Annotated in this window: 18 protein-coding genes and 1 tRNA gene; 5 read left to right on the top strand and 14 right to left on the bottom strand. The window is 61.0% G+C overall.

What is annotated here, in order from left to right; all coding sequences use genetic code 11:
* Positions 1–38: 38 nt before the first annotated feature.
* The 3 genes from LPJGGPFB_RS05370 to LPJGGPFB_RS05360 all read right to left on the bottom strand — a co-directional run bounded on the left by LPJGGPFB_RS05370 (position 39) and on the right by LPJGGPFB_RS05360 (position 4,006).
* Positions 39–1,094 carry a M48 family metallopeptidase gene (locus tag LPJGGPFB_RS05370; RefSeq protein WP_173419061.1) on the bottom strand — a complete coding sequence of 352 codons (1,056 nt, stop codon included), beginning with the start codon at positions 1,092–1,094 and terminating at the stop codon, positions 39–41.
* Positions 1,084–2,190 carry a YjgN family protein gene (locus tag LPJGGPFB_RS05365; protein ID WP_173419060.1) on the bottom strand — a complete coding sequence of 369 codons (1,107 nt, stop codon included), beginning with the start codon at positions 2,188–2,190 and terminating at the stop codon, positions 1,084–1,086. The genes LPJGGPFB_RS05370 and LPJGGPFB_RS05365 overlap by 11 nt, the downstream gene beginning before the upstream one ends.
* A gap of 319 nt (positions 2,191–2,509) precedes the next feature.
* A complete protein-coding gene (locus LPJGGPFB_RS05360) occupies positions 2,510–4,006 on the bottom strand; it encodes a CoA-acylating methylmalonate-semialdehyde dehydrogenase (RefSeq protein WP_173419059.1) in 1,497 nt (498 codons plus the stop codon).
* A 116-nt stretch (positions 4,007–4,122) separates the two neighbouring features.
* Here LPJGGPFB_RS05360 and LPJGGPFB_RS05355 point away from each other — a divergent pair, with 116 nt between their 5' ends.
* Positions 4,123–5,004 carry a LysR family transcriptional regulator gene (locus tag LPJGGPFB_RS05355; protein WP_173419058.1) on the top strand — a complete coding sequence of 294 codons (882 nt, stop codon included), beginning with the start codon at positions 4,123–4,125 and terminating at the stop codon, positions 5,002–5,004.
* A gap of 97 nt (positions 5,005–5,101) precedes the next feature.
* Here the strand turns inward: LPJGGPFB_RS05355 and LPJGGPFB_RS05350 are convergent, their stop codons facing one another.
* On the bottom strand, positions 5,102–5,251 hold the full coding sequence (locus LPJGGPFB_RS05350) for a hypothetical protein (RefSeq protein ID WP_173419057.1): 150 nt from the start codon (positions 5,249–5,251) through the stop codon (positions 5,102–5,104).
* A gap of 252 nt (positions 5,252–5,503) precedes the next feature.
* Here LPJGGPFB_RS05350 and LPJGGPFB_RS05345 point away from each other — a divergent pair, with 252 nt between their 5' ends.
* On the top strand, positions 5,504–6,295 hold the full coding sequence (locus tag LPJGGPFB_RS05345; protein ID WP_173419056.1) for a hypothetical protein: 792 nt from the start codon (positions 5,504–5,506) through the stop codon (positions 6,293–6,295).
* Between the two features lie 3 nt (positions 6,296–6,298).
* Here the strand turns inward: LPJGGPFB_RS05345 and LPJGGPFB_RS05340 are convergent, their stop codons facing one another.
* From LPJGGPFB_RS05340 to LPJGGPFB_RS05320, 5 genes are all read right to left on the bottom strand, one after another.
* Positions 6,299–6,955 (bottom strand): DUF2971 domain-containing protein, encoded by a 657-nt coding sequence (locus tag LPJGGPFB_RS05340; protein WP_173419055.1) that lies wholly within the window; start codon positions 6,953–6,955, stop codon positions 6,299–6,301.
* 134 nt (positions 6,956–7,089) lie between these two features.
* Positions 7,090–7,311: a hypothetical protein gene (locus LPJGGPFB_RS05335; RefSeq protein WP_173419054.1), complete on the bottom strand. Its 222-nt coding sequence runs from the start codon at positions 7,309–7,311 to the stop codon at positions 7,090–7,092.
* 83 nt (positions 7,312–7,394) lie between these two features.
* Positions 7,395–8,351: a hypothetical protein gene (locus tag LPJGGPFB_RS05330; RefSeq protein WP_173419053.1), complete on the bottom strand. Its 957-nt coding sequence runs from the start codon at positions 8,349–8,351 to the stop codon at positions 7,395–7,397.
* Positions 8,352–8,653: 302 nt separating this feature from the next.
* Positions 8,654–8,730: transfer RNA gene (locus LPJGGPFB_RS05325), tRNA-His, on the bottom strand.
* A 148-nt stretch (positions 8,731–8,878) separates the two neighbouring features.
* Entirely contained in the window at positions 8,879–9,328 is a 450-nt protein-coding gene (locus LPJGGPFB_RS05320; protein ID WP_077504281.1) for a phasin, read from the bottom strand.
* Between the two features lie 230 nt (positions 9,329–9,558).
* Between LPJGGPFB_RS05320 and LPJGGPFB_RS05315 the strand changes: the two genes are divergently transcribed.
* Both LPJGGPFB_RS05315 and LPJGGPFB_RS05310 read left to right on the top strand, forming a co-directional pair.
* Positions 9,559–13,185 carry a PAS domain-containing sensor histidine kinase gene (locus tag LPJGGPFB_RS05315; protein WP_173419052.1) on the top strand — a complete coding sequence of 1,209 codons (3,627 nt, stop codon included), beginning with the start codon at positions 9,559–9,561 and terminating at the stop codon, positions 13,183–13,185.
* A gap of 93 nt (positions 13,186–13,278) precedes the next feature.
* On the top strand, positions 13,279–14,961 hold the full coding sequence (locus LPJGGPFB_RS05310) for an ABC transporter permease (RefSeq protein WP_173419051.1): 1,683 nt from the start codon (positions 13,279–13,281) through the stop codon (positions 14,959–14,961).
* A 324-nt stretch (positions 14,962–15,285) separates the two neighbouring features.
* Here the strand turns inward: LPJGGPFB_RS05310 and LPJGGPFB_RS05305 are convergent, their stop codons facing one another.
* Complete coding sequence (locus LPJGGPFB_RS05305; protein WP_173419050.1) at positions 15,286–17,238, bottom strand: acetoacetate--CoA ligase; 1,953 nt, start codon at positions 17,236–17,238, stop codon at positions 15,286–15,288.
* 176 nt (positions 17,239–17,414) lie between these two features.
* Here LPJGGPFB_RS05305 and LPJGGPFB_RS05300 point away from each other — a divergent pair, with 176 nt between their 5' ends.
* Positions 17,415–19,238 (top strand): AsmA family protein, encoded by a 1,824-nt coding sequence (locus LPJGGPFB_RS05300; RefSeq protein WP_173419049.1) that lies wholly within the window; start codon positions 17,415–17,417, stop codon positions 19,236–19,238.
* A gap of 49 nt (positions 19,239–19,287) precedes the next feature.
* On the opposite strand, the gene LPJGGPFB_RS05295 is transcribed toward LPJGGPFB_RS05300, so the two are convergent.
* The 4 genes from LPJGGPFB_RS05295 to LPJGGPFB_RS05280 form a co-directional block, all read right to left on the bottom strand.
* Entirely contained in the window at positions 19,288–20,103 is an 816-nt protein-coding gene (locus tag LPJGGPFB_RS05295) for an ABC transporter permease (protein WP_173419048.1), read from the bottom strand.
* Positions 20,104–20,106: 3 nt separating this feature from the next.
* Complete coding sequence (locus tag LPJGGPFB_RS05290; RefSeq protein ID WP_173419047.1) at positions 20,107–21,018, bottom strand: ABC transporter permease subunit; 912 nt, start codon at positions 21,016–21,018, stop codon at positions 20,107–20,109.
* Positions 21,019–21,022: 4 nt separating this feature from the next.
* The gene (locus LPJGGPFB_RS05285) at positions 21,023–22,165 is read right to left on the bottom strand and encodes an ABC transporter ATP-binding protein (protein ID WP_173419046.1); all 1,143 of its coding nucleotides are present in this window, start codon (positions 22,163–22,165) and stop codon (positions 21,023–21,025) included.
* Between the two features lie 104 nt (positions 22,166–22,269).
* Positions 22,270–23,364, bottom strand: a complete 1,095-nt coding sequence (locus LPJGGPFB_RS05280) for a polyamine ABC transporter substrate-binding protein (RefSeq protein ID WP_173419045.1) — start codon at positions 23,362–23,364, stop codon at positions 22,270–22,272.
* Positions 23,365–23,678 lie beyond the last annotated feature (314 nt).

Raw genomic sequence — 23,678 nt, 5'->3', positions numbered from 1 at the left:
TGATCTACCGTGGGCGACAAAGCTCGAAGCCTCTTCCCCTACTGACCCTGCGCCTTGAGTTCGCCGGCATAATCGAGAATTGCCTTGCGGCGCTCCGGCGTGCCGGGATGGGTCGCAAGGATGCTGGTATCGGAACTGTCGCCAAGCTCTTTTTCGAGCAGATCGAAGAACCGGGCGATCGCCGTGGGATCCCGCTTGGCCTTCACCATCAACTCGACGGAATGCCGATCCGCCGCCGCCTCCGCTGCCCGCGAGTAGGAGAGCGACAAGAGGCCGGCGCCCTGCACCAGAATGTCTTCCGCACCGGAGCCGATGTCGCCGCCAATCATCATCACCAGTCCCGCAACACCGGCCGCGCGGTAGATCTGCCGCAGGCTATGTTCCAGCTCGACGTGACCGATCTCGTGCGCCAGCACGCCGACGATCATTTCGGTGTCGTCGCCGGCAAGCTCGACCAGTTCATCGGTGACGATCAGCGTGCCGTCCGGGAGCGCGAAGGCGTTTGGTCCGATGGCGCCACCCTTGCGGAAATTGAGGCTAAATCCGCCCTCGCCTCGATCGGACAGCCGCGCGATCCCGGCGAACCCGTCGCGGATCTTCTGCTGGCGCTCGGCTGCCAATGCCGAGGTATCGAGAACCGAGCGGTCCATGGTCTCGAGCGTGCTTGCCGACATGATCTTCGGGACGATCGGCGGCGTCACCAGCACGGCGATTTCGACAAGTGCAGGCACGGCATAACGATAAATCGCCACGCCGCTCAGCACTGTCGCCAGAACGACCGCGATCAGCCGCGGGTGAAAGCGTTCCCATTCGTGGACGAGACTGGTCTTTCCCTTGGCCTTCAAGAAACGATCGATGGTATCGTTGTCGGTGGTTTCGAACAGCGAACCGTCGGGAAATTCGGCGCGACGCGGAATGGCCCCTACACGCGCAGAAACATCCACCGCAGCAAACGTGCCGGCGGTAAGCTCGAGGCCGGCCTCATCCAAAACCTTGAAGCCGCCACCGGCGTCGATCAGACGGGATGGCACCGACCGGCTGGAGCCTGCCGGATGCCACTCGCCAACAGCAATCTCTGTTCCGTCAGAAGCCAAAGTCGAAGCCTTCGAAGTCCATGAATTCCGAACCGACGGCCGAACCCTCTTGAGCGATCTTGTCGAACATCTCGCCGACATTGCCCTCGAAATGCACGCCTGTATGTTCATTGACATACCGCGCCATTCGCACGGCAGCCCAGGGACGCATCAGCCCCAGGGTGATGACGGTGACGATCAGGTTGGTCACCGCGATCCATGCATAGCGCCCCCGCGACAGATCGCTCGTCAGCTGGTGCTTGCCGTCGAATGTCGTTGCCGACCAGGCGACGTTGCGCACACCGGCACGGTAAAACAGCGCTGCGACGCCGAAGATCGAGACGAGCGCGATGTAACCGAAGACGAACAGCGCGATCATCGAAAACTGTATGCCCCCGGTCGGCTCGACGGAACCGTCGAACAGCGCCATGATCACCGCGAAGTTGAGGAACCCGACGAAGGCGATGATCGCGAGGCCGGCGACGATGATCGCTGCCGACAGGAACCAGGACCTGTAGATCGTACCGACCGAGGGATCGGTCGCGAATGCGCGCTGCCCGTAACGCAGGTTGCTGCCGATGTAGCGATAGGACCAGCGGCTGGCGAGCGGCACGAGGATGCCGAGCGTCAGGACCGAGATGACCGGGCCGACGATGAAGGCGAGGAACGCACCGCCGACGCCGCCGACGAAATCGAACCGCACATTGCGATAGCTGGTCACGCGGGCGCTGAAGCGCAGGCCTCTGACGACCAGCCATGGCACGAAGGCCACCAGCAACAGCGCAAGCATGATGCCGGCGATCGGCACGAAGGTCAGCATGACGTTGTAGAAGATCAGATAGGCGAAGACGATCAGGCGACCGATCAGGATCTGCTTGCCCTTGGCATGATATTCGAAGGCGCGCCCGAGCAGCACGGTGTTGCCGTAGAAATAGCGATTGCGGCGAACTTTTGCCCAGGCGGAATAGATGCCGAGCGTGATGATCGTCAAAAGCACGTTGACGATCCAGATGCCAAAATACTCCTTTCCGCTGCCGGTAAACGACAGACGGTGGAAATTGTCCGGTACCCTCTGCGTCAACGTCCCTTGCATCGACGCTGTTTCGGCCACGACCATGATAAACCTCTCTCAATGAAACCAGCTTGCGGCTGCCCGCTATCAAACAGGCGCCGCGTTGCGACAGGATGACGTCATTTGTGAACCCAGCGAACTGTGGCTATCCCCCCGGATGAGCCTTCCATGCAAAAGAACGGTCGAAATGCTTGCGATATTCGATCAAGGCCGAATCAATTTTCGGCCGCCTCGGCATATCAAATTAGTTGCATCGCAACATGCCATGCAACAAGAAAGAGCCGTCGGAAAGAGGTCCAGAGCATGCAACAAAAAAGGGCCTCCCGAAGGAGGCCCTGGAGGCGGGAGGATCTTTATCCCGTTGTTACTTCATCGTCGGCATGACGAACTCGGCACCGTCCTTGATGCCCGACGGCCAACGCTCGGTGATCGTCTTGGTCTTGGTCCAGAACTTGATCGAGTCCGTGCCGTGCTGGTTGAGGTCGCCGAATGACGAGGACTTCCAGCCGCCGAAGGAGTGGTAGGCGAGCGGAACCGGGATCGGAACGTTGACGCCAACCATGCCGATGTTGATGCGCGAGGCGAAGTCGCGGGCCGCATCACCGTCGCGGGTGTAGATCGCGACGCCGTTGCCGTATTCGTGCTTCATCGGCAGGTCGAGGGCTTCCTCGTAGTTCTTGGCGCGAACAACCGAAAGAACCGGTCCAAAGATCTCTGTCTTGTAGATGTCCATGTCGGGGGTGACGTGGTCGAACAGGCAACCGCCGACGAAGTAGCCATCCTCATAGCCCTGGAGCTTGAAATCGCGGCCGTCGACGACGAGCTTGGCGCCCGCCTCGACACCACTGTCGATCAGGCTCTTGATGCGCGCCTGGGCTTCCTTGGTGACGACTGGGCCCATGTCGGCCTTCTCGTCGGTGTAGGGGCCGATGCGCAGGCTTTCGACCATCGGCGTCAGCTTGGCGATCAGGCGGTCGGCGGTGTCTTCGCCGACCGGAACGGCAACGGAGATTGCCATGCAACGCTCGCCGGCCGAGCCGTAGCCCGCACCCATCAGCGCGTTGGCAGCCTGGTCCAGATCGGCGTCCGGCATGATGATCATGTGGTTCTTGGCGCCGCCGAAGCACTGGGCGCGCTTGCCGTTCATGGCAGCCGTACCATAGACGTAGCGGGCAATCGGCGTCGAGCCGACGAAGGACACGGCAGAAATCTCGGGGTTGGTGAGGATCGCGTCGACCGCGCCCTTGTCACCGTTGACGACGTTGAGGATGCCGGCCGGCAGGCCTGCTTCGATCATCAGTTCGGCAAGGCGGATCGGAACGGACGGATCACGCTCGGACGGCTTCAGGATGAAGGCGTTGCCGCAGGCGATCGCCGGCGCAAACATCCACATCGGGATCATGGCGGGGAAGTTGAACGGCGTGATGCCGGCGCCGATGCCGACAGCCTGGCGGATCGAATACATGTCGATGCCGGGGCCTGCACCCTCGGTGAACTCGCTCTTCTGCAGATGCGGAATGCCAATGACGAATTCGCAGACTTCCAGGCCGCGAACGAGATCGCCCTTGGCGTCTTCGATCGTCTTGCCGTGCTCGCGCGACAGGATCTCGGCAAGCTCGTTCATGTGGGTGTTCAAGAGTTCGACGAACTTCATGAAGACGCGGGCGCGGCGCTGTGGGTTGGTGGCGGCCCACTTCGGCTGCGCAGCCTTGGCGCTGGCGACGGCTGCGCCCAGTTCCGCGTCGCTTGCCAGCGCCACGGTGCCCTGCACTTCGCCCGTTGCCGGGTTGAAAATGTTGCTCGTGCGGCCGCTGGTGCCGGCAACGCGCTTGCCATCGATGAAATGACCCAGTTCGTACATGGATGTCTCCTCCTGATCTTGATTGTGGCGGCATGATCGCACTACGATTTGAACAAAGCAATTTCCGATATTCAGCAACCGTTGTGCGCAGATTAAAGTCCATAGGGATTTGAAACATGAATTGGGACGATGTGAGAATGTTTTTGGCGGTAGCGCGCACCGGGCAGATCCTTGCCGCTTCCAAGCGGCTCGGGCTCAACCACGCCACGCTCAGCCGGCGTGTGACTGCGCTTGAGGAAACGCTGAAGACGCGGCTCTTGGTGCGCCGGCCGAACGGCTGCGAACTGACGGCCGAGGGCGAGATCTTCCTGGCGGCGGCCGAACGCATGGAAACGGAAATGCTGGCGGCGCAGTCACAGATCGGCCGCATCGACACGGCGATCGCCGGCACCGTGCGCATCGGCGCGCCCGATGGATTTGGCGTTTCCTTCCTCGCACCGCGCCTCGGCCGGCTGACGGCGCGCTATCCGGAACTGAAGCTGCAGCTCGTGCCGGTCCCCCGCTCCTTCTCGCTGTCGCAGCGCGAAGCCGATATCGCCATCACCATCGAACGGCCGGAACAGGGACGGCTGGTCTCATCGAAACTGACCGACTACACGCTCGGCCTCTATGCGTCGACGCCCTACCTGGCGCAGCACGGTACGCCGAAGACGATCGACGACCTCAAGCACCATCGCCGCATCGGCTATGTCGAGGACCTGATCTTCACGCCGTCGCTCAATTTTTCCGCCGAGATCATGCGAAGCTGGGATGCCTCCTTCGAGATCTCCAGCGCCACCGGCCAGACGGAGGCCGTGCGCTCCAGCGCCGGCATCGGCATCCTGCACAACTACATCGCCCGGCACACACCCGAACTCGAACGCATCCTGCCGGAGACGACGATCCGGCGCGCCTACTGGACCACCTATCACGAAAGCGCCCGCGACCTGGTGCGCGTGCGCACCGTCGTTGCGTTTCTGCAGGAACTGGTGACGGCCGAGCATCAGATGTTTGCTTGAGCGGCAAGGGAGCAAGAGGTCACCGAATCGGGATGGTCATCGCGCCCGACGCAAGTCGGTCGTCGTCAGTGCGATACCTACATTTGATTTCGGCCCTTCAGTCGACCGCCACGCCTTGGGTCTTCACCTTCTCCAAAACCTCGTCGTCACTAGTTTTGGCAAGAGGTTGTCCCAACTCGACGGTCGCACCTGAGTGCGCGGCGACTGCAATTCCAAGATCGGGGGGCAGCGCGAAGTCATTATGCATCCAGTATTCCTTCAACCCGCTGCGCACTTTGTCGACGAATGTATTCTCGTAACAATCAGCTGCACTCCGCGCCAGTCTTCTTGGTAGCGCACCACGCATCCTTCGTTGCCACTTGGGTAACTCAGCGTCGAATTAGTCTCCCAGGTAAGATTATCCCTGATCATCTACGCCTCCGTTCATCGTCTTGATCTTGCACGGCAATCAAGTAGGGTCAACGTCTGGTGGTAGGCAGGGAAAATCATGGAAGAAATCTTGACCGGCGTGTCGGGCTTTGCTGTTGGCTGGCTCTTTTGCAGGACAGTCTGGAAAGGAAAGTCGGACTCGACACGGTTCGTCGCCGAGAAACTCAACAGGGACGTCGATGAGGCCGAGATGCGATATCTCGACGGCCTGCGCCGTGATCTGGCCAACGAGATCATGGTGGACGACACCGAGGCTATGCACCGCGCCTTCCACAAATTGCTGACCTATGAGAAAGACCTCAGGAAAGCCGGGAAAGAGCGGATCGACGCCGACTTCAAAGCCCTTTGCCTGAAGTACCCAGCTTTTCAAGACTTTGAGCCGTACGGCACCATGCACTTCGTCGCCTCTCAGGACGCCAGGTCGTCGCTCGACACAAACGATCTCATTGATCGGTATGCCGACATCTCGCAGATGCTGATCATCAACGCCGCCAGGAAGGGGACCACGCTCGAGGTTTTCAGCGAGCGTGAGGCCGAGCAACTCGACAAAGCGATCCGCAAGCGCAAGGATCGTGCCTTCGAAAACCGCTTGCGTGACGCCATGGAACGCTACTACGCCTTGCTGCGCGCCCTTCGAAACGTGCCAGGTGGGATCGACGTCAACACGTACGACGACGGCACGGTGTCCATCCGATCTGTCCTCGTCGAACATAGCCCGGAGATCGGCTACGGCATCCACTTCGCGGACACCAATGAGTACGGTCTCCATACCGTGTTCGTCGACGACGATCGCGACAAGACGTACCGCAGCTACTATCGAAGCGACTCGAAGTTCAAGGAACAGCAATACCTGGACACGTAGCGGTCACTTCCACAGCCGCGGGAGATCGTTTTTCCGAACGGTGAAGCTCTTGAATGCCAAACGCGCCTTGAAGGTATCTACATCGGATAGGTCACCGATGGCATCAGCCACCTGCTGTCGGCTCACCGAGCTTTCAGTACCCACGATAACCTGAGCAAGCCTTAGGTGGGGCTCGAAGTGGTGGAAATAGAGGTCGCCGTCCTTCTCCTCCTGATCCAGCCGAAAGACCATTCGGCGTTCCTCCTCATAGGCCCAGGAGGCGTATTTGACGAACCAGGTCTCCATGAAGTCGGTGACGGTAAAGTCATCGAACTGTTTCCTTTTGAAGTCCTTAGCCTCAAGCAGGTTTTCGGCGTAGCTGATGGGGATGATCGGGCGGGTGCCGACAACGTCGAACGCCAAGCAAATCCCTCTGTGCCGGTCGGCGTAGTGAGACCACATCATGGGATGCTGCCAATTGTCGGACAGGCAGACGATCCCATACTCCTTGTCAGCCAGCTTCTTCATCTCTCGCATGCCGATCCGCGAAGCTTTGTCAGGCAGGCGGAGAGGAAGGAACTCGAACGGGTCGTTCAAGTCTTTGATCCGAGCAATCTTGATCCGGCGCTTCGCAACATTCTGGAGGCCGTGTTCGGCTTTTGTGAAGTAATACAGCCTCATTAGTCGCCAAGCTCTGCGAGAAAGTCCACGTAACCCACCTTCGAATCGGCCGACTATTGAGGCACATCAAAGCAGGCGTGCTTCCCCCGTTCAATCCCGTACGATGCGCACTAGGCGCTGGCCTATATGAGGTCTTAGAGATCGGCGTCCTGGTTTAGGACCGCATAGAGCTGCTCGAGATCAGGCTTGATAAGATCGAACGCAAAGATAGACAACGTTCCAGGCTCGTGGCCGTCTTCCAGACGAATTTCTGACCGAGCCTGCCGGAGGGTCTCAGCTACCTCTTCGATCGACGACGCGAACCCGTTCAGAGCGCCACCTTCGTTGACCTGATATGCGTAAGCCGTAATCGCCATTGTTCGGCCCCATGTCGCGTACGACGACAGGATTGCCGCATGACTTTTGGGTTGTCGATTGTAGAATCCTACAATGCTGCCTGTCATTGATCGCCAAGGGCAGCAACAACTTCCTCTTCGCTGACGTCGTCCCAGTTGATCGGCTCCGGCGTGGCGGGTGGAGGGTTTTCGAACTGTTTGAAGCGCTTCATCTTTATCAGATGCTCAAGCGCATTCTCCGTTTCATGGACGAGAACCGCGACGGCCTGCCCGACACGCGAAAGGTCGATGGGTTGAATTGTATGCAGCTGACCGTCCTTGCTTCGGCCGTTGCGATGAACAAGGTCGTGACGGACCTTAACCATCTCCGCTAGGGCCTCCTTGCGGGCAACGTTGGTAAATATGTCTATGTCAAATGCGTCACGGTATATGCCGCCGACATCGTTCAGCTTGTGATAAAGGAAATTCCGGAGGTAATCGAGTGCGCTCTTCCTCGCGATACCTGGATGCCCGAGCACGGAGTGCACCGGCACCGTCATCGATTTCAGGTTCTTATGTTTCAGGACGAACTTCCTAAGAACCTCATCATCATAGGCCACAAGGTCGATCAGGCGATCGCAGAGGTACGCCTCCAAGATCGCGATATGGTTCGCGTAGAGCATCCTGAACTGGGCCTGCTCCAATCGTTCCGCTTGAACGTCAACGCGACCCAACGCAGCCAGGCCGGAGGATGATCTCAAGAATATGCGGTATGGGTCGTCGAGGTCAGGAGGGTCGAGAAACATCTCATATTGCTCTTCGTCCTCGATAGAAGGAGGCCTATACAGCATCACCGTAATCTCTCGATCACCTTGGGCGACCACCTCGCAGTAGTTCGCCCCGTAAGCCGTGATCGTGAAAGTGCACTGCTCGCCGCAAGAGCATACCGCGACACAATCAGTCTGATCTACAGTCTCGTGCCGGTATTCCGCTGTTTCGTCAAAATAGGGAAAATCGCAATCCTGCGTGACGACCTGGTCACATGTGCGACAACGATATGCAATGTAGGGCTCATCAGACATCGCTCGACTCACGGAACAAGGAATGGTTTTGCAGCGCCGTTCAATACAACCTATGCAATTAATGCAAAATGAAATCTTGGGCCTGCAGGATTTTTCGGCTGACGAAAACAGGAGCGCCGTGAGCGTATCCGGCGCCGATTAAAGCCACAGCTCATACGTTCTGCGTTGTCAACACAGCGAAATGTTATGGGAATGTTATGAATTTCATAACACGCCGATTTTCAAAACTGATAGGGGTGGGAAGGAATCCCCCCCTCTCCCGGTAAGTCCCTGTGATATATAAACTTACTGTGGAAGAAGAATGGTACGGTTGGGGGGTCTCGAACCTCCGACCTCAGGTGCCACAAACCTGCGCTCTAACCAACTGAGCTACAACCGCACAAACAAGCGACATCAGTCGCTTGGCGGCTCACATACGGAGACTTCCGTCGCATTGCAAGCCTAAACTTGAGATTATCCTGCAAAAAGACCGGATGGCAAGCCACCCGGTCCCATTCAAACCCAGCGCGGCCAGGGGCCGGCGCGGATCAGGCCTTCTTGAAAGAAGAGATCGCCTTTTCAGCGGCATCCTTGCCCGGCTTTACGACATTCTCGGCAACCTTCTTGGTTGCTTCCTGCATCGACTTGGTCTGCTCGACGGCAAGTTCAGCCTGCTTGCGGAAGAACGAGGTCTGCAGTTCGACGAATTCGGACAGCGACTTCACGCCGAGCAGCGCTTCCATATGCGAAAGCGAGTTTTCGGCATTGGTGCGCAGCGCGTCGATAGCCTTGAGGCCGAGCTCGACGCTACCGGTCTGGGCGCTTTCAAGCGTCGCTTCGACGGTCTTGCTGGCTTCCTCGGCAGCGGTCTTCATCTTGGAATAGGCGTCCTTCGACTGGGCGGCGCCCTTTTCCGCGAAGTCGCGGAAGCTGTCGGCAACCTTGGCCGGGTCGAAAGAGGAGAAGGAAAATGCGTCGTCGATCTTCTTGGTAGCCATGAAAGCGCTCCTTGGTGTCAGGGCCCTCATTTGAGGCGCCGTTGATTGATGCACCTTATATAATCGATCTTCTTGTGCATTGCAATAAAATTGTGCAGTGCACAAATTCACCTGCGTTAACCCTTCGCGGTGAAAGGGGTGCGCGAAAGGCCCGGATTGCTGGACCCTCAGCCGCTCGGCGGGTATTAATAGAGTGTTAACGTACCCGCGACCCGTCAATAGGCCCGTCCATGCCCGCAAGACAGTACCCCTTCATCGACATTGCCGTGCACGAGCGGGTGCGCGAACATTTTGCGCGCGGCGATGCGGCGATCCTGTTTTCGCGAGATTTGAGCCGGGTTCTCTGGGCCAACGATCAGGGTGCGGCCTTCTTCGGCGCCGACTCCATCTACGACTTCATCGAAACCGGGCCTAGCCAGAACGACCTGTCGGCGCGCCAGCTGAAGGCGGCGGCGACACAGCTCGTTTCGGTCGGCGACCGCCGCCAGCTCCTGATGCGCATTGCCGCGGGCTTTCGAAGCGTGCCGCTCAATACGGCCGTCGAGCTGATCCGCGTCCGGCCGGACGAACTCGGCGTGCTGTTTACGGCCCCCCATTCCGGCAAGCCGCTTTCGACGGAGGATCGCGCAGCACGCATGATCGCCGGCCTTGATGGCCCGGACACGCACATGGCGGTGCTCGATGCCGACGGCGCGATCGTTGCGCAGTCGCCGGGCTTCGCCAATCTCGGGATGTCCGACGAGACCCGCCGCCAGCTCGTGCTGGCTGTTGCCCGCGACCACGACTGGCTGATCAAGCGCCCGGTCGCCACGGCAAAGGGACACCTGCCCGCGGCCATCGGCAAGATCGCCGACGAGCCGGCGCTGCATCTTCTCTTCGCGGTGGAAACCATTCTCGGCAACCTCGATCCGGACGAGGCACCGGCCGAGGCGGCGCTGACGCCGGCAGCTGTCATCGATGTCGTCGAGGCCGACGATGTCAACGACATCGCCCCCGTTGCCGTCGAAACGGACGTGGCCGTGTCCGCCGACGCGGCGGAAGCGGTCGACGAGCCGGCGGCTCCCAACGATGCGGTATCGGCGGATGAGCAGGTCATCGCTGAAGACGAAATCGAGCTGCCGCTTGCGGAGACCGACGAAACCGTCGGCGCGATTGAAGCTGATGCCCTCTCCGCCAATCAGGAGGTCGACGGAGCTGGCGAGACGTCCCTGGAAACAGCGCCCGCCGCAACGGCGGATGATGCGCGCGAACAAACCGATACTGTCGTGGACGCGCCCGTACAATCGCTGATCGCCGACACGGCACCTGCCACCGACGCGCTGCCGATGGCCCCCCCTGCACAAACGGACGTCGCCAGCGCTCCGTCGCGTTTCGCCTTTGCCGCTGGCGGACGGGCGGTGCGGTTCGTCTGGAAGATCGACGCGGCAGGACAGTTCAGCGAAATCTCGGAGGAATTTGCCTCGGCCGTCGGGCCGAAGGCCGCTGACGTGATCGGCGCCAGCTTCGCTTCGGTTTCCGCCCGGTACGGGCTCGACCCCGACAACAAGATCAACGAACTCCTGCACCGCCGCGACACATGGTCCGGAAAGACGATCTTCTGGCCGGTCGAAGGTACGAGCCTCAAGGTTCCCGTCGATCTCGCCGCTTTGCCGACTTATTCGCGCTCGCGGGAATTCGACGGCTTCCGCGGCTTCGGCATTGTGCGCGTTGCAGACGCGATCGAAGACGAAAACGCCAACGGCCTTTCGCTCGACCGGGACGAAGATCCGGCAGAGGCCGACGATATCACCACCGCCCCGGCTGCTGCGGAGCACCTGCCGGTCGCCGAAGAGGCGATCAATGCGGTTCAGAGCGACAGCGATACTGACGAGCCCTCGCTTTTTGTCGACGAGCCGCAGGCGAACGAGACGACGACCGCCGACCAACCTCAAGTATCGACCGATCCGTTCCTTGGCGAACGGCCGGCGCTTCGCATCGTCGAGACGCCAGGACGAAGGACTTCCGACAAGATCATCGAGCTCGAGCAGCACCGCCCGGCCGGGTCAAGCGCGCTTACCCGCGGCGAGCAGGCGGCGTTTCGCGAAATCGCGCGGCAGCTCGGCGAGAATTTCGTAGCGATGCCAGAGGCCCAGAATACGTCCTCGGACGAGGCTTCGGCCGACGCCACCCATGGCGAAAGCGAACGACCGGCATCGCAGCTTGACGATGAAGCAGATCTTGAGGCGATCCCGACTGCCGCCAGCGAGCCCGAACGGACGCTTGCGACGCCGACATCGAGCGAAGCCGCTGCAGCCGAACCTCGCTCCGACGACCTGGCCGAAGCGGGCATCGATCCGGCGGCAATCGCAACCGTTGGCTTCAGCGGCGAGATCCTCGACAGCCTGCCTGTCGGCCTTCTGGTGCATCGTGGCGACGACCTGTTGCACGCCAATCCGGAATTCCTGCGACTGACGGGATACGAAACCCTCGACGATTTCGAGCAGGAAGGCGGCATCGACGCGCTGTTTGCCAATGACGAAGAGATCGGCGACGCAGAGCCTGATGGCACGATGACGCTGATCCGCAAGACCGGCCAGCTGGTTGCGGTGACGGCCCACCTGCATTCGATCCGCTGGGACGGCAAGAGCGCGCTGATGCTGGCGCTGGCATCGACCGAAGCCTCGCAACCGCACGAGAGCGAAGCCGACCCGGCTGAAACCGTTCAGCCTGCCGTCGTCCCCGACGAACAGGTCGGCAAGCTCAAGACTGAAATCGACGAGCTGCGCTCGATCCTGGAGACGGCGACCGATGGCGTCGTCATTCTCGGGCATGACGGCGATATCCGCTCGGTCAACCGCTCGGCGAGCGCTCTCTTCAACTACGATGAGAGCGAAATCCGCGGTAAGCCGTTTGCGGCGCTCTTTGCCCATGAGAGCCAGAAGGCTGTTATCGACTATCTGCAGGGCCTGTCCGGTCACGGCGTTGCCAGCGTACTCAATGACGGCCGCGAGGTAATCGGCCGCGAGGCAGCGGGCGGTTTCCTTCCGTTGTTCATGACCATCGGCCGCCTGTCCGCCTCCAACGGCTATTGCGCCGTCATCCGCGATATCACCCAGTGGAAGCGCACCGAAGAGGAGTTGCGCAACGCCAAGCGCGCGGCCGAGACCGCAAACGCCCACAAGACCGAGTTCCTGGCGCGCGTCAGCCATGAAATCCGCACGCCACTCAACGCGATCATCGGCTTTTCCGACATGATGGCCAGCGAGCATTTTGGCCCGGTCGGCCATCCCCGCTACATCGAATACGCCGGCGACATCGGCCGCTCCGGCCGCCACGTGCTCGACATCGTCAACGACCTCCTGGATATTTCCAAGATCGAGGCGGGCGAGATGGATCTCGACTTCGGCTCGGTCGAAATCAACGATGCGGTTTCCGAGGCGGTCTCGCTGGTGCAGCCGCAGGCCAACAGCCAGCGCGTCATCATCCGCACGTCGCTTTCGGCAACGGTGCCGAGCGTGGTCGCCGATAGCCGTTCGATCAAGCAGATCGCGCTCAACATCCTGGCGAACGCCATCCGCTTCACGCCATCGGGCGGTCAGATCGTCGTATCCACCTCCTATGAAGCGAACGGCAGCGTCATCCTGCGCATCCGCGACACCGGCGTCGGCATGACGCGCGTCGAACTCGATCAGGCGATGAAGCCGTTCCGGCAGGTGACAACAGGTGGCCGCAAGCGCGGCGACGGCACCGGCCTCGGCCTTCCGCTGACCAAGGCCATGGCTGAAGCCAACCGCGCGCAGTTTGCCATCACCTCCGCACCGAACGAGGGCACGCTGGTGGAAATTTCCTTCCCGTCACAACGCGTCTTGGCGAACTGACGACAGATGCTGTAAGGAAATGTTGACTTGGGGAAGCCAGTTTGTTGGCGTCCTCACGGCCATTCCTTGCCGTTTCGCTCCGGATCCGATCGATTGCAGTCCACGTCACAAAGCCTCAAGCGGCGCCGCACCGGCGCGAAAACCGGTCTTTCGCATCCACTGCTCGCCGTGTGGGCCGGGGGTGCCTCGCTGATTGTGCTGATGCCTATCCTCGCCATTGCCTGGCTGGCGATCTCGGGCGGCGGCGCAGACTGGCCGCATCTCATGCAAAACGTCATCCCGCGCGCCACCATCCGCACGGTGCTGCTGATCGGGCTGACCGGGGCGACGACAGCCGTCGTCGGCATCCTGACCGCGTGGCTGGTGGCAAGCTGCGAGTTTCCCTTGCGCCGGTTTCTGTCTGCAGCACTCGTGCTGCCGCTCGCTATTCCCGCCTATCTGGCGGCCTATGCCTTCGGCGAGCTGTTTACCTTCACCGGTCCGGTGCAGGGGGCGATCCGCGTCCTTTTCGGCTTCAAGACGAGCCGCGATTATTGGTTCCCCGACATCCGCTCGCTCGGGGGCGCCGTGCTGGTGCTGAGCTCCGTACTCTATCCCTACATCTATCTCGCCTGTCGCTCGATGTTCCTGATGCAGGGGCGCGCAGCCGCCGACGTTGCCCGCACGCTTGGCGCCGGGCCGCTGAAAGTGTTCTTCCGCATCCAGATCCCGATGGCGCGACCGGCGATCATGATCGGCCTGACGCTGGTCGCGATGGAGACGCTCAACGACATCGGCGCCGTCGAATTTCTCGGCGTGCAAACGCTGACCTTCTCGATCTTCGACACCTGGCTGAACCGCGGCAGCCTTGCCGGCGCGGCCCAGATCGCCTGCATCATGCTCGTCTTCGTCATCGGGCTGATGATGATCGAGCGGGCGGCGCGGCGCAGGCAGCGTTTCTCCAGCCAGAAGACGACATCGGCCGTGCATGACGCCTCCAGGCTTTCGCTATCCGGCTGGAAGAAGTGGGCCGCGACGATCGCCTGCCTGCTTCCGGTTCTCTCCGGCTTTGCGGTACCGTTCCTGATTCTGGGCAATTACGCGCTGAAGCGGCTCGATCAATTCATCGAGCCACGGCTCTTGAATGCACTCTTCCACAGCATCCTGGTGTCCGGTGCCACCGCTCTGGTGACGGTGCTGCTCGGCTTCGTGCTCGCCTATGCGGCGCGGACCGGGCGCTCGCGCTTCACCGACACGGCCGGCCGCCTCGCCTCCTTCGGCTACGGCGTGCCCGGCACGGTCCTGGCCATCGGCGTGCTCTTTCCACTGGCAGCGCTCGACAATTGGGTCGATGCCGGCTTTCGCAGCGCCTTCGGCATCTCCACCGGCCTGCTGATGACCGGAACGGGCTTTGCCATCATCTATGCCTGCACCGTGCGGTTCCTCACCATGGCCGAAGGCACGCTGGAGGCGGGCTTCCAGAAACTGTCGCCGCATCTTGACATGGCCGCGCGCGCGCTCGGCCGCACCGGCGGGCAGACGCTGCGCACCGTGCTTCTGCCGATGATGCGCCCCGCCGTCCTGACCGCGGCACTGCTCGTCTTCATCGAGACCATGAAGGAACTGTCGGCGACGATCATGCTGCGCCCGTTCAACTTCAACACGCTGGCCACCCTTGTCTATGAGGACGCCTCGCGTGCGAAGGTCGAGGATGCGTCGGTGGCTGCGATGATCATCGTCATCGCCGGCATGATCCCCGTGATCCTGGTGTCGCGATCGATGGAACGGCGGCCCTAAAGCCTTTCCAGCAAAAGTGCGAAGCGGCTCTTCCCGCCTGAAGCGCGGCAAAACCCGGCACTCTCAAGGCAAAAAAAGAGGCGGCTGGGAGGCCACCTCGTTAAATCGAATGCTAAACCAACAAATGCTCGAGAAGTAATGACATCATGTCTGCGGCGGCATCGCTGCCAGGCGCCGACCACTCATCGGCCGGCCTCAAGTTGGGATGACCATGCGCTCCCAATCCTTAACAAGACCTTACCAGCCGATCCGACAATTTTAGGGATTTATCAGCAAGTCTGAAGCCTTGGTTAATTCCAAAAGCGCGAACAAGTTAACGCCCCTTCAATTTTTAAGGGCATCGAGCCCGGCAAAAAGATCGAGCGCTTCCGGGTTGGCAAGCGCCTCCTTGTTCTTGACCGGGCGCCCGTGAACGACGTCGCGGACAGCCAATTCGACGATCTTGCCGGATTTCGTGCGCGGAATATCGGCAACAGCAATGATCTTCGCCGGCACGTGACGGGGCGATGCACCCGTGCGGATGCGGTTCTTGATCGCCTTCTCAAGCCCCTCATCGAGCGACACGCCGGACGCCAAGCGCACGAACAGCACGACGCGCACGTCATCCTCGAAATCCTGGCCGATGCAGAGGGCTTCCGCGACCTCTTCCATCTGCTCGACCTGGTTGTAGATCTCCGCCGTGCCGATGCGCACGCCACCGGGATTGAGCGTCGCGTCGGAGCGGCCGTGGATGATGATGCCGCCATGCGACGTCCATTCGGCAAAATCGCCATGGCACCAGACGTTGTCGAAGCGCTCGAAGTAGGCCGCGCGATATTTGACGCCTTCGGGATCGTTCCAGAACATGACCGGCATCGACGGGAATGCCTTGGTGCAGACCAGTTCACCCTTTTCGCCGCGCACGGAGCGACCCTCGTCGTCCCAGACATCCATCGCCAGGCCAAGGCCCGGCCCCTGGATCTCGCCGCGCCACACGGGCTTCAGCGGATTGCCGAGCACGAAGCAGGAGACGATGTCGGTGCCGCCGGAGATCGAGGCAAGCTGGACATCCGGCTTGATGCCCTCATAGACGAAGGTAAAGCCTTCGGGCGACAGCGGCGAGCCTGTCGAGGTGAGCAGGCGTAGATGGGAAAGATCGTGGGTTTTTGCCGGCTCGAAACCGCCCTTGCGGACCGCATCGATGTATTTTGCCGAGGTGCCGAAGACGGCGAATTCCTCTTCCGCCGCATAGTCGAACAGCACGTTTCCATCAGGGTAGAACGGCGAACCATCGAACAGGCACAGTGTCGCACCTACCGCCAGACCCGAGGCGAGCCAATTCCACATCATCCAGCCGCAGGTGGTGAAATAGAAGAGTTTTTCGCCGTCACCGAGCCCGCAGTGGAAGCGGTGTTCCTTCAAATGCTGCAGCAGCGTGCCGCCCGCGGAATGTACGATACACTTGGGAACGCCCGTGGTGCCGGAGGAGAACAGCACATAGAGCGGATGGCCGAACGGCAGGCGCTCGAAAGAGAGCGGCCGGGCTTCGAATGGCGCGATGAAGTCCTCAAGCGTCACACCTTCGGCAATAGAGGCTGCCAGTGCTCTCGCCTCGCCCGCATAGGGGACGATAAGCGTGGGAACGCCGAGAGCCGTGGAAACCGCGCGAACCTTTGCGTCAACGTCCTGGCGCTTACCGTTATACCAGTAGCCGTCGCAGGCGATGAAGAGTTTCGGGCCGATCTGGCCGAAACGATCGAGCACGCCCTGCTCGCCGAAATCAGGCGAACAGGACGACCAGATCGCGCCGACCGAGGCTGTCGCCAGCATCAGCGCGATCGTTTCGGGCATATTGGGCATCATGGCGGCGACGCGGTCGCCGCTGCCGATACCACGCGCCTTCAGCGCCTGCTGCAGCCGCGAGACCAGTGCGCGCAAATCATCCCAGGAAAGCCGGTATCCGACCTTGTCTTCACCGCGGAAAATCAGCGCGTCGTCGCTGCCGACGCGACGCAAAAGGTTCTCGGCGAAATTCAGCCTGGCATCGGGAAAAAACCGCGCGTCGAGCATGCGGTCGCCGTTGACGAGAGCCGTCGCGCCACGATCGCCGATCACCTCGCAATGCTCCCAGACCGCCGTCCAGAAGTCGCCGCGTTCGGCAACCGACCAGGCGTGAAACGCGTCATAATCGGCAAAGTCCTTGCCGAAGCGCTCGCTGCACCAGGCGATGAACTGCGCCATCGGGCTATGCTCGCGGATCTCTGGACCGGGAACCCACAAAGGTTGCTCAGACTGCATGCTTTCCTCCACTCCTACTCCACGCCCTCTATACCATGCTGCAACGCAAAATAAACAGCAGGAGAACCTGCGCAGGCGTCGCATTGGCGACATTTCCATGTCGGCTGCATTTGATTTATGCAAGCCGAAAGCCTATCCAATCTGCGTGATCCCTAGGGATGGGCAACCAGGCGGAAATGACAAGAAAAATCCTGCATATGTTGGGTCGACCACGCCTTTGGTCGCGGCTTCGCCGTCGCCATTTCCTCTGGCCCGCGGCGATCGGCATTGCACTTGCCGTCGGGTACAACGCGGCCCTGCCGCTGGTGATCTCGACCACGGACGTGCGGCCGACGATGGAGCGCATGCTCGACGCCTGGTCGGGTGGCAAAAGCAGGATCACCGGCGAGCCGGACATCCGTTTCTGGCCGAACCCGACGCTGACATTGTACGGCGCCACGATCGAGACGACCGATGGCACCCCCCGCACACTCGCGCGGATCGGCAGCATCACGGCAGCCTTCAGCCTGCTTTCAGTACTTCGCGGCGAACCGGCACTTGAAGACATCCGCCTGATCGAGCCGGTGGTGACGCTGGAGCGCGGCGCCGACGGCACGCTCAACTGGGAGCGGCCGCGCTGGCTTGCGCCGCGCGAACCTGCCGCTGCCAACGGCGACACACCCTTCGGCGACATCACGATCGAGAACGGCCGCTTGCAGGTGTTTGATCGGACGACCAATTATGCGCGCGAATTTCCCGGCATATCCGGCACGGTGAAGTGGCCCGCCTTTGCCGGGCGGCTCAACGCGCAACTGTCGAGCGTGATCGGTGGCCAGACCGTGAGCTGGTCCCTCGCCTGCGACGAGCCGCTGACACTGCTGGCCGGCCGCAACACGACGCTAAAGACGTCGCTGACCTCGGCACCTCTCAACTTTTCCTTCGACGGCGTCGGCAATCTGTCGATGAAACCCTTCGCGTCGGGCCGGCTCCAGGTTTCCACCGCGTCGCTGCCCGCACTTGCGGCCTGGTTCGAGGGCGCTTCGCACGAAGGGCTGCCTGAAAGCAGCTTCAACCTCAATGCCAATGTCACCACCGGCGATGCGACGCTGAAGCTGGATGACCTGCATTTGTCGCTCGGCGGGGCGAACGCAACCGGTGTGCTCGACGTTGCCATTCCGGCCGACGACACGCCGCGCGTCGAGGGCACGCTCGCCTTCGACAAGATCGACCTCAACGGGCTGCAACCGTTGTTCGCCGAGCTTCCGGTCGATCCCGAAGAACTTGCCAGACATATGACGGACGCCTTCGCTCGCACCTGGCGCGTCGACGTTCGCCTGTCGACGCAGGAGGCGGCGATCGGTCCGCTGCGGCTGACCGACGTGGCCGCCGGCGTCATGGTCGATCACGGGCGTGCGTCGCTCGATATCGGCGACAGCACCTATGCCAATGGCAGGCTCAGCGGCCGGCTCGTGCTGTCTGAAGCGGGCCTTGCGCGTGGCGGCAAGTTGGCGCTGGTTCTGAAGGACGCTGATCTTGCGGCGGCCGCTGCCGACTTCGGCTTTGCCGGCCCCGTTCCGACGGGACGCGGCAGCGTCAATCTCGACCTTGCCACCGACCATCCGTTCTGGACGCCGCAGGCAGCCGACGCATCCGGGCGCCTGACCTTGTCGCTTGCCAACGGCAAGCTCTCGGAGTTCGACGCCAATGCCTTTTCGGACCTGGTGCGCAAGGGCGAGTTCTTCTCGCTGTCGCAGGCGAGCAGCGGCACGTTTGATTTTCAGCGCGCCGATATCGAGGCGCGTTTCAGCAACGGATCGGCCCGGTTGAACCGCGCAACCTTTACCGGGCCTTCGGGCAGCCTGTCGATCAACGGCGTCATTCCCTATCGCACCGGCAGCCTGGCTCTCGCCGGGACCTTTACCGACGCCAACAATGCGGCGCAGCGCTTGCGGTTCTTCGTCGGCGGCTCCTGGCCGAACGCGGTGATCTCGCCGCTTTCAGTTCTCGGCGAGCCCAACTGAAACGGCCGGCGCTTGACGCACCGGCCGTCGCGAAGAACGGATTTAAGCTTTATTGCGCGAAAGCGGCGCGCTCGTCCCTCTCTCGCTGTGCTTCACGCTGTTTGGTTACAACGGAGGCGACGACGACCCCAATGGCGACGATGCCGATCAGGATCGTGCAGATTGCGTTGATTTCAGGCGTCACCCCAAGGCGCACCTGGCTGTAGATCTTCATCGGCAGCGTGGTCGCCCCAGGTCCCGTCGTGAAGCTCGAGATCACGAGATCGTCGAGCGACAGCGTGAAGGCCAGCACCCAGCCGGAAAACACCGCCGGCGCGATTACCGGTAGGGTGATCGCAAAGAAGGTCCTGACCGGCGTTGCACCCAGATCGAGTGCTGCCTCTTCGATCGACTGATCGAAGCTCAGGAGCCGCGACTGCACGACGACGGCAACGAAGCACATGGTGAAGGTGATGTGCGCGAGCGTGATCGTCCAGAAGCCGCGGTCGAGCCCGATCGCGACGAACAGCAAGAGCAGCGAGAGGCCGGTGATGACCTCGGGCATGACCAGCGGCGCATAGACCATGCCGGAAAACAGCATGCGACCGCGAAAGCGCGTGTAGCGCACCAGCGCAAGCGCCGCGAGCGTTCCAAGCACTGTCGCGCAGGTGGCCGAGATCAGCGCGACGCGGATGGTGACCCAGGCGGCGTCGAGCAGTGCTTGATTGTGCCAGAGCTGCGCGTACCACTTGGTCGAGAACCCGGCCCAGACGGTAACGAGCTTCGATTCGTTGAACGAGAAGATCACCAGAAGCACGATCGGCAGATAGAGGAAGCCGAAGCCGAGCACGATCGAGGCGATGTTGAAGCGTGACCAGTTGCCCATGACCTACCTCCCCTCGCCGTCGGCTTTGGCTTGTGCGTTCTGGAAGAACACGATCGGTATCACCAGGATCAAAAGCAGGATCGTGGCAACGGCCGACGAGACCGGCCAATCGCGGTTGGCGTTGAACTCGTTCCAGAGCGTCTTGCCGATCATCAGTGTTTCCGAGCCGCCGAGCAGATCGGGGATGACGAACTCGCCGACTGCCGGGATGAAGACGAGCAGGCAGCCGGCAACGACGCCGGCCAGCGACAGAGGGAACGTCACTTGCCAGAAGGCCGAGAATGGTGTGCAGCCGAGATCCAGCGCAGCCTCCGTCAGGGTGTGGTCCATCTTCTCCAGCGACGAGTAGATCGGCAGCACCATGAACGGCAGGTAGGAGTAGACGATACCGATATAGATCGCCCAATTGGTGTTGAGGATGATCAGCGGCTGGTCGATGACATTGATGCTCATCAGGAACTGGTTGAGCAGCCCTTCCGGCTTCAGGATGGCGATCCAGGCGTAAACGCGGATCAGGAAGCTGGTCCAGAACGGCAGGATCACCAGCATCAGAAGCGTCGGACGGATCGATTTCGGCGCCTTCGCCATCCCGTAAGCAACGGGATAGGCGATCATCAATGTCAGGACCGTCGAAATGGCGGCGATGATGACGCTCGACACATAGGCATTGAAATAGAGAACGTCCTCGGTCAGCCAGACATAGTTGTCGAGCGAGAACTCCCGCGCCTTTTCCATGATGCCGGAAAGACCGCCGAAGAGGTCGAAGACTGGCGTGTAGGGCGGCATTGCCACCGCCGTCTGCGACAACGAGATGCGGAAGACGATGAAGAACGGAATCAGGAAGAAGAACAGCAGCCAGGCATAGGGGATGATGATGACCAGGCGGCTGAAGAGGGCTGATGCAACTCTCGCCATGGCTTCAATCCTTCAAGACGACGCCGGCGTCTTCGCCGAACGAGATCCACACCTGCTGGTCGTAGCCGAAGGGGTCTTCGACGGCGCGCACCGCATTGAGCGACGACGCTTTTACCACCCTCCCATCCTTCAACCTGACATGGAAAACGGTCATGTCGCCGAGATAGCCGACGTCCCAGATTTCTCCCTCGACAGCGTTGAGGGGCGCATGGGCCGGTGGCTGTCGGCTGACGCGGATCTTTTCCGGACGAATGGCGACCGCGGCCTTGGCGCCAACGGACGGCTTGTCCGGCGATGCCATGCGGATCGGAAAACCGTTTCCGGTTTCAATGCGGAGGTAACCGTTTTCGACGGCGGAAACTGTTCCGTCGAAGATGTTCACGTCGCCGATGAAGTCGGCGACGAAGCGTGAATTGGGCGCTTCGTAGATTTCTGCGGGCGTCGCCACCTGCACGACCTTGCCGTGGCTCATGACCGCGATGCGGTCGGCCATGGTCATGGCCTCTTCCTGGTCGTGCGTAACGACGACGAAGGTCAAGCCGAGCTCCTGCTGCAGGTCCATCAGTTCGAACTGAGTTTCCTCGCGCAGCTTCTTGTCGAGCGCACCAAGCGGCTCGTCGAGCAGAAGCACCTTCGGTCGCTTGGCGAGCGAACGCGCGAGCGCGACGCGCTGGCGCTGCCCGCCGGAAAGCTGGTGCGGCTTGCGCTTGGCAAACTTCTCGAGCTTCACCAGCTTGAGCATCTGGCCGACGCGCTCGGCGATATCGGCCTTGGGCATGCCGTCCTGCTTCAGGCCGAAGGCGATGTTGGTTTCGACGGTCATGTGCGGAAACAGCGCATAGGACTGGAACATCATGTTGACCGGCCGACGATAGGGCGGGATGCCGGCGAGGCTCTGGCCGTCGAGGATGATTTCGCCCGAGGTCGGCTGCTCGAAACCGGCCAGCATGCGCAGAAGCGTCGACTTTCCGCAGCCGGACGCACCCAGCAGCGCGAAGAATTCGCGCGTGTAGATGTCGAGCGAAAGATCATCAACGGCGGTGAAATCGCCGAACCGCTTGGTGACGTTCTTGACGGAAATGAATGGCTTGGAAGCGGGATCCGCCCAAGGGGCGAACGAGCGCCTGATACTGCCGAGTGACTTCATCATCTATCCCCGAATGATACAGCCGATGGGCACTCTCGTTTTCCCCGGTGCCCCCTTGAAAGAAAATTGCCCGGATTTTGAGGTCCGGGCAATTCGTTTCGCTCTTACTGGCCGGTAACGACCTTTGTCCAGAGCCGGGTCAGCACCCGCTGCTCCTTCGCCCCGAACGGCGTGACCGTGAACAGTTTCTGCATCACTTCGTCCGTCGGATAGATGGCGGTGTCTTCGAGAACCGCCTTATCCAGGAACTGCTGCGAGGCCTTGTTGCCGTTGGCGTAGAAGACATAGTTCGACGCCTTGGCGACGACTTCCGGCTTCATCATGTAGTTGAGAAACTCATGCGCTTCGGCGACGTGCGGAGCGTCCGCCGGAATGGCGAGCATGTCGAACCACATCTGCGCGCCCTGCGAGGGGATCGCATAATCGACGGTCACACCAGCCTTGGCTTCGGCAGCACGGTCCCGTGCCTGGAAAACGTCGCCGGAAAAACCGACGGCGAGGCAGATGTCGCCGTTGGCAAGGGCGTTGATATATTCCGACGAGTGGAACTTGCGGATATTGGGGCGAACGCTGGCAAGCAGTTCGGCCGCCTTTTCCAGATCCGCCGCCTCATGGCTATCCGGATTGAGACCGAGATAGGCGAGCGCCGACGGCATCACATCCGTCGGGGAATCGAGCACGTGGATGCCGCAATCCTTGAACTTGGCGGCAAGCTCCGGCTTGAAGATGACGTCCCAGTTGGGCTTCTCGTCGGTGCCGAGAATCGCCTTCATCTTGTCGACGTTGTAGCCAATGCCGGTGGTGCCCCACATGTAGTCGATGGCGTACTCGTTGCCGGGATCGTACTTGGCGGTGCGCTCGGTGATCACGTCCCACATGTTGGTGAGGTTCGGAAGCTTGGACTTGTCGAGCTTCTGGAACACGCCGGCCGCGATCTGGCGCTGCAGGAAGGTCGCCGTCGGCACGACGACGTCATAGCCCGAGCCGCCTGCGAGCAGTTTGGTTTCAAGAATCTCGTTGGAATCGAAGACGTCGTACACGACCTTGATGCCGGTTTCCTTGGTGAAATCTTCCAGAATGCTGCTGTCGATATAATCAGACCAGTTGTAGACGTTGACCACCCGCTCCTGCGCAGAAGCGAGCATGGTCGAGCCGGCCAACATGACCGTCGCCATGGTTGTAACGATGAATTTGGACATGCAGTTCCCTCGTTATTATCGGTCCGGACAAGGCCGACCCGTGACACGGATCCAGGCCCATTCTGGATCGCTCCGTGGCGAAGTTAGGCATGTTTCTCGACAACCTCAAGCGGTTTCGTGCCGGAAAGAGGCGGACCTCTTCCAGCGCTCCTTGTTTTAGCAAGCCAAGGAAATTCGGGCACTTATCCGGACGGCAGCGCGTCCGGCGGCAACTGGCAGTCCGACGACGGCCGTTAACCATGGCAGCAACCAGCCGGTCCACGCTCCCGTTTACGATTGATTAACCATAGTGGACATGCGATTTTCCCTCAGGT

Origin of the sequence: Ensifer adhaerens (assembly GCF_013283195.1) — a bacterium.
Taxonomy (GTDB): domain Bacteria; phylum Pseudomonadota; class Alphaproteobacteria; order Rhizobiales; family Rhizobiaceae; genus Ensifer; species Ensifer adhaerens_G.
Note: the sequence above shows the minus strand (reverse complement) of the source record. Positions and strands in the feature narration are given on the sequence as shown.

Bases quoted from the DNA above. Each gene is read 5' to 3' on its own strand.
- LPJGGPFB_RS05365 (WP_173419060.1), bottom strand. From the start codon at position 2,190: ATGGTCGTGGCCGAAACAGCGTCGATGCAAGGGACGTTGACGCAGAGG.
- LPJGGPFB_RS05360 (WP_173419059.1), bottom strand. From the start codon at position 4,006: ATGTACGAACTGGGTCATTTCATCGATGGCAAGCGCGTTGCCGGCACC.
- LPJGGPFB_RS05355 (WP_173419058.1), top strand. From the start codon at position 4,123: ATGAATTGGGACGATGTGAGAATGTTTTTGGCGGTAGCGCGCACCGGG.
- LPJGGPFB_RS05350 (WP_173419057.1), bottom strand. From the start codon at position 5,251: ATGCATAATGACTTCGCGCTGCCCCCCGATCTTGGAATTGCAGTCGCC.
- LPJGGPFB_RS05340 (WP_173419055.1), bottom strand. From the start codon at position 6,955: ATGAGGCTGTATTACTTCACAAAAGCCGAACACGGCCTCCAGAATGTT.
- LPJGGPFB_RS05335 (WP_173419054.1), bottom strand. From the start codon at position 7,311: ATGGCGATTACGGCTTACGCATATCAGGTCAACGAAGGTGGCGCTCTG.
- LPJGGPFB_RS05330 (WP_173419053.1), bottom strand. From the start codon at position 8,351: ATGTCTGATGAGCCCTACATTGCATATCGTTGTCGCACATGTGACCAG.
- LPJGGPFB_RS05320 (WP_077504281.1), bottom strand. From the start codon at position 9,328: ATGGCTACCAAGAAGATCGACGACGCATTTTCCTTCTCCTCTTTCGAC.
- LPJGGPFB_RS05315 (WP_173419052.1), top strand. From the start codon at position 9,559: ATGCCCGCAAGACAGTACCCCTTCATCGACATTGCCGTGCACGAGCGG.
- LPJGGPFB_RS05305 (WP_173419050.1), bottom strand. From the start codon at position 17,238: ATGCAGTCTGAGCAACCTTTGTGGGTTCCCGGTCCAGAGATCCGCGAG.
- LPJGGPFB_RS05300 (WP_173419049.1), top strand. From the start codon at position 17,415: ATGACAAGAAAAATCCTGCATATGTTGGGTCGACCACGCCTTTGGTCG.
- LPJGGPFB_RS05295 (WP_173419048.1), bottom strand. From the start codon at position 20,103: ATGGGCAACTGGTCACGCTTCAACATCGCCTCGATCGTGCTCGGCTTC.
- LPJGGPFB_RS05290 (WP_173419047.1), bottom strand. From the start codon at position 21,018: ATGGCGAGAGTTGCATCAGCCCTCTTCAGCCGCCTGGTCATCATCATC.
- LPJGGPFB_RS05285 (WP_173419046.1), bottom strand. From the start codon at position 22,165: ATGAAGTCACTCGGCAGTATCAGGCGCTCGTTCGCCCCTTGGGCGGAT.
- LPJGGPFB_RS05280 (WP_173419045.1), bottom strand. From the start codon at position 23,364: ATGTCCAAATTCATCGTTACAACCATGGCGACGGTCATGTTGGCCGGC.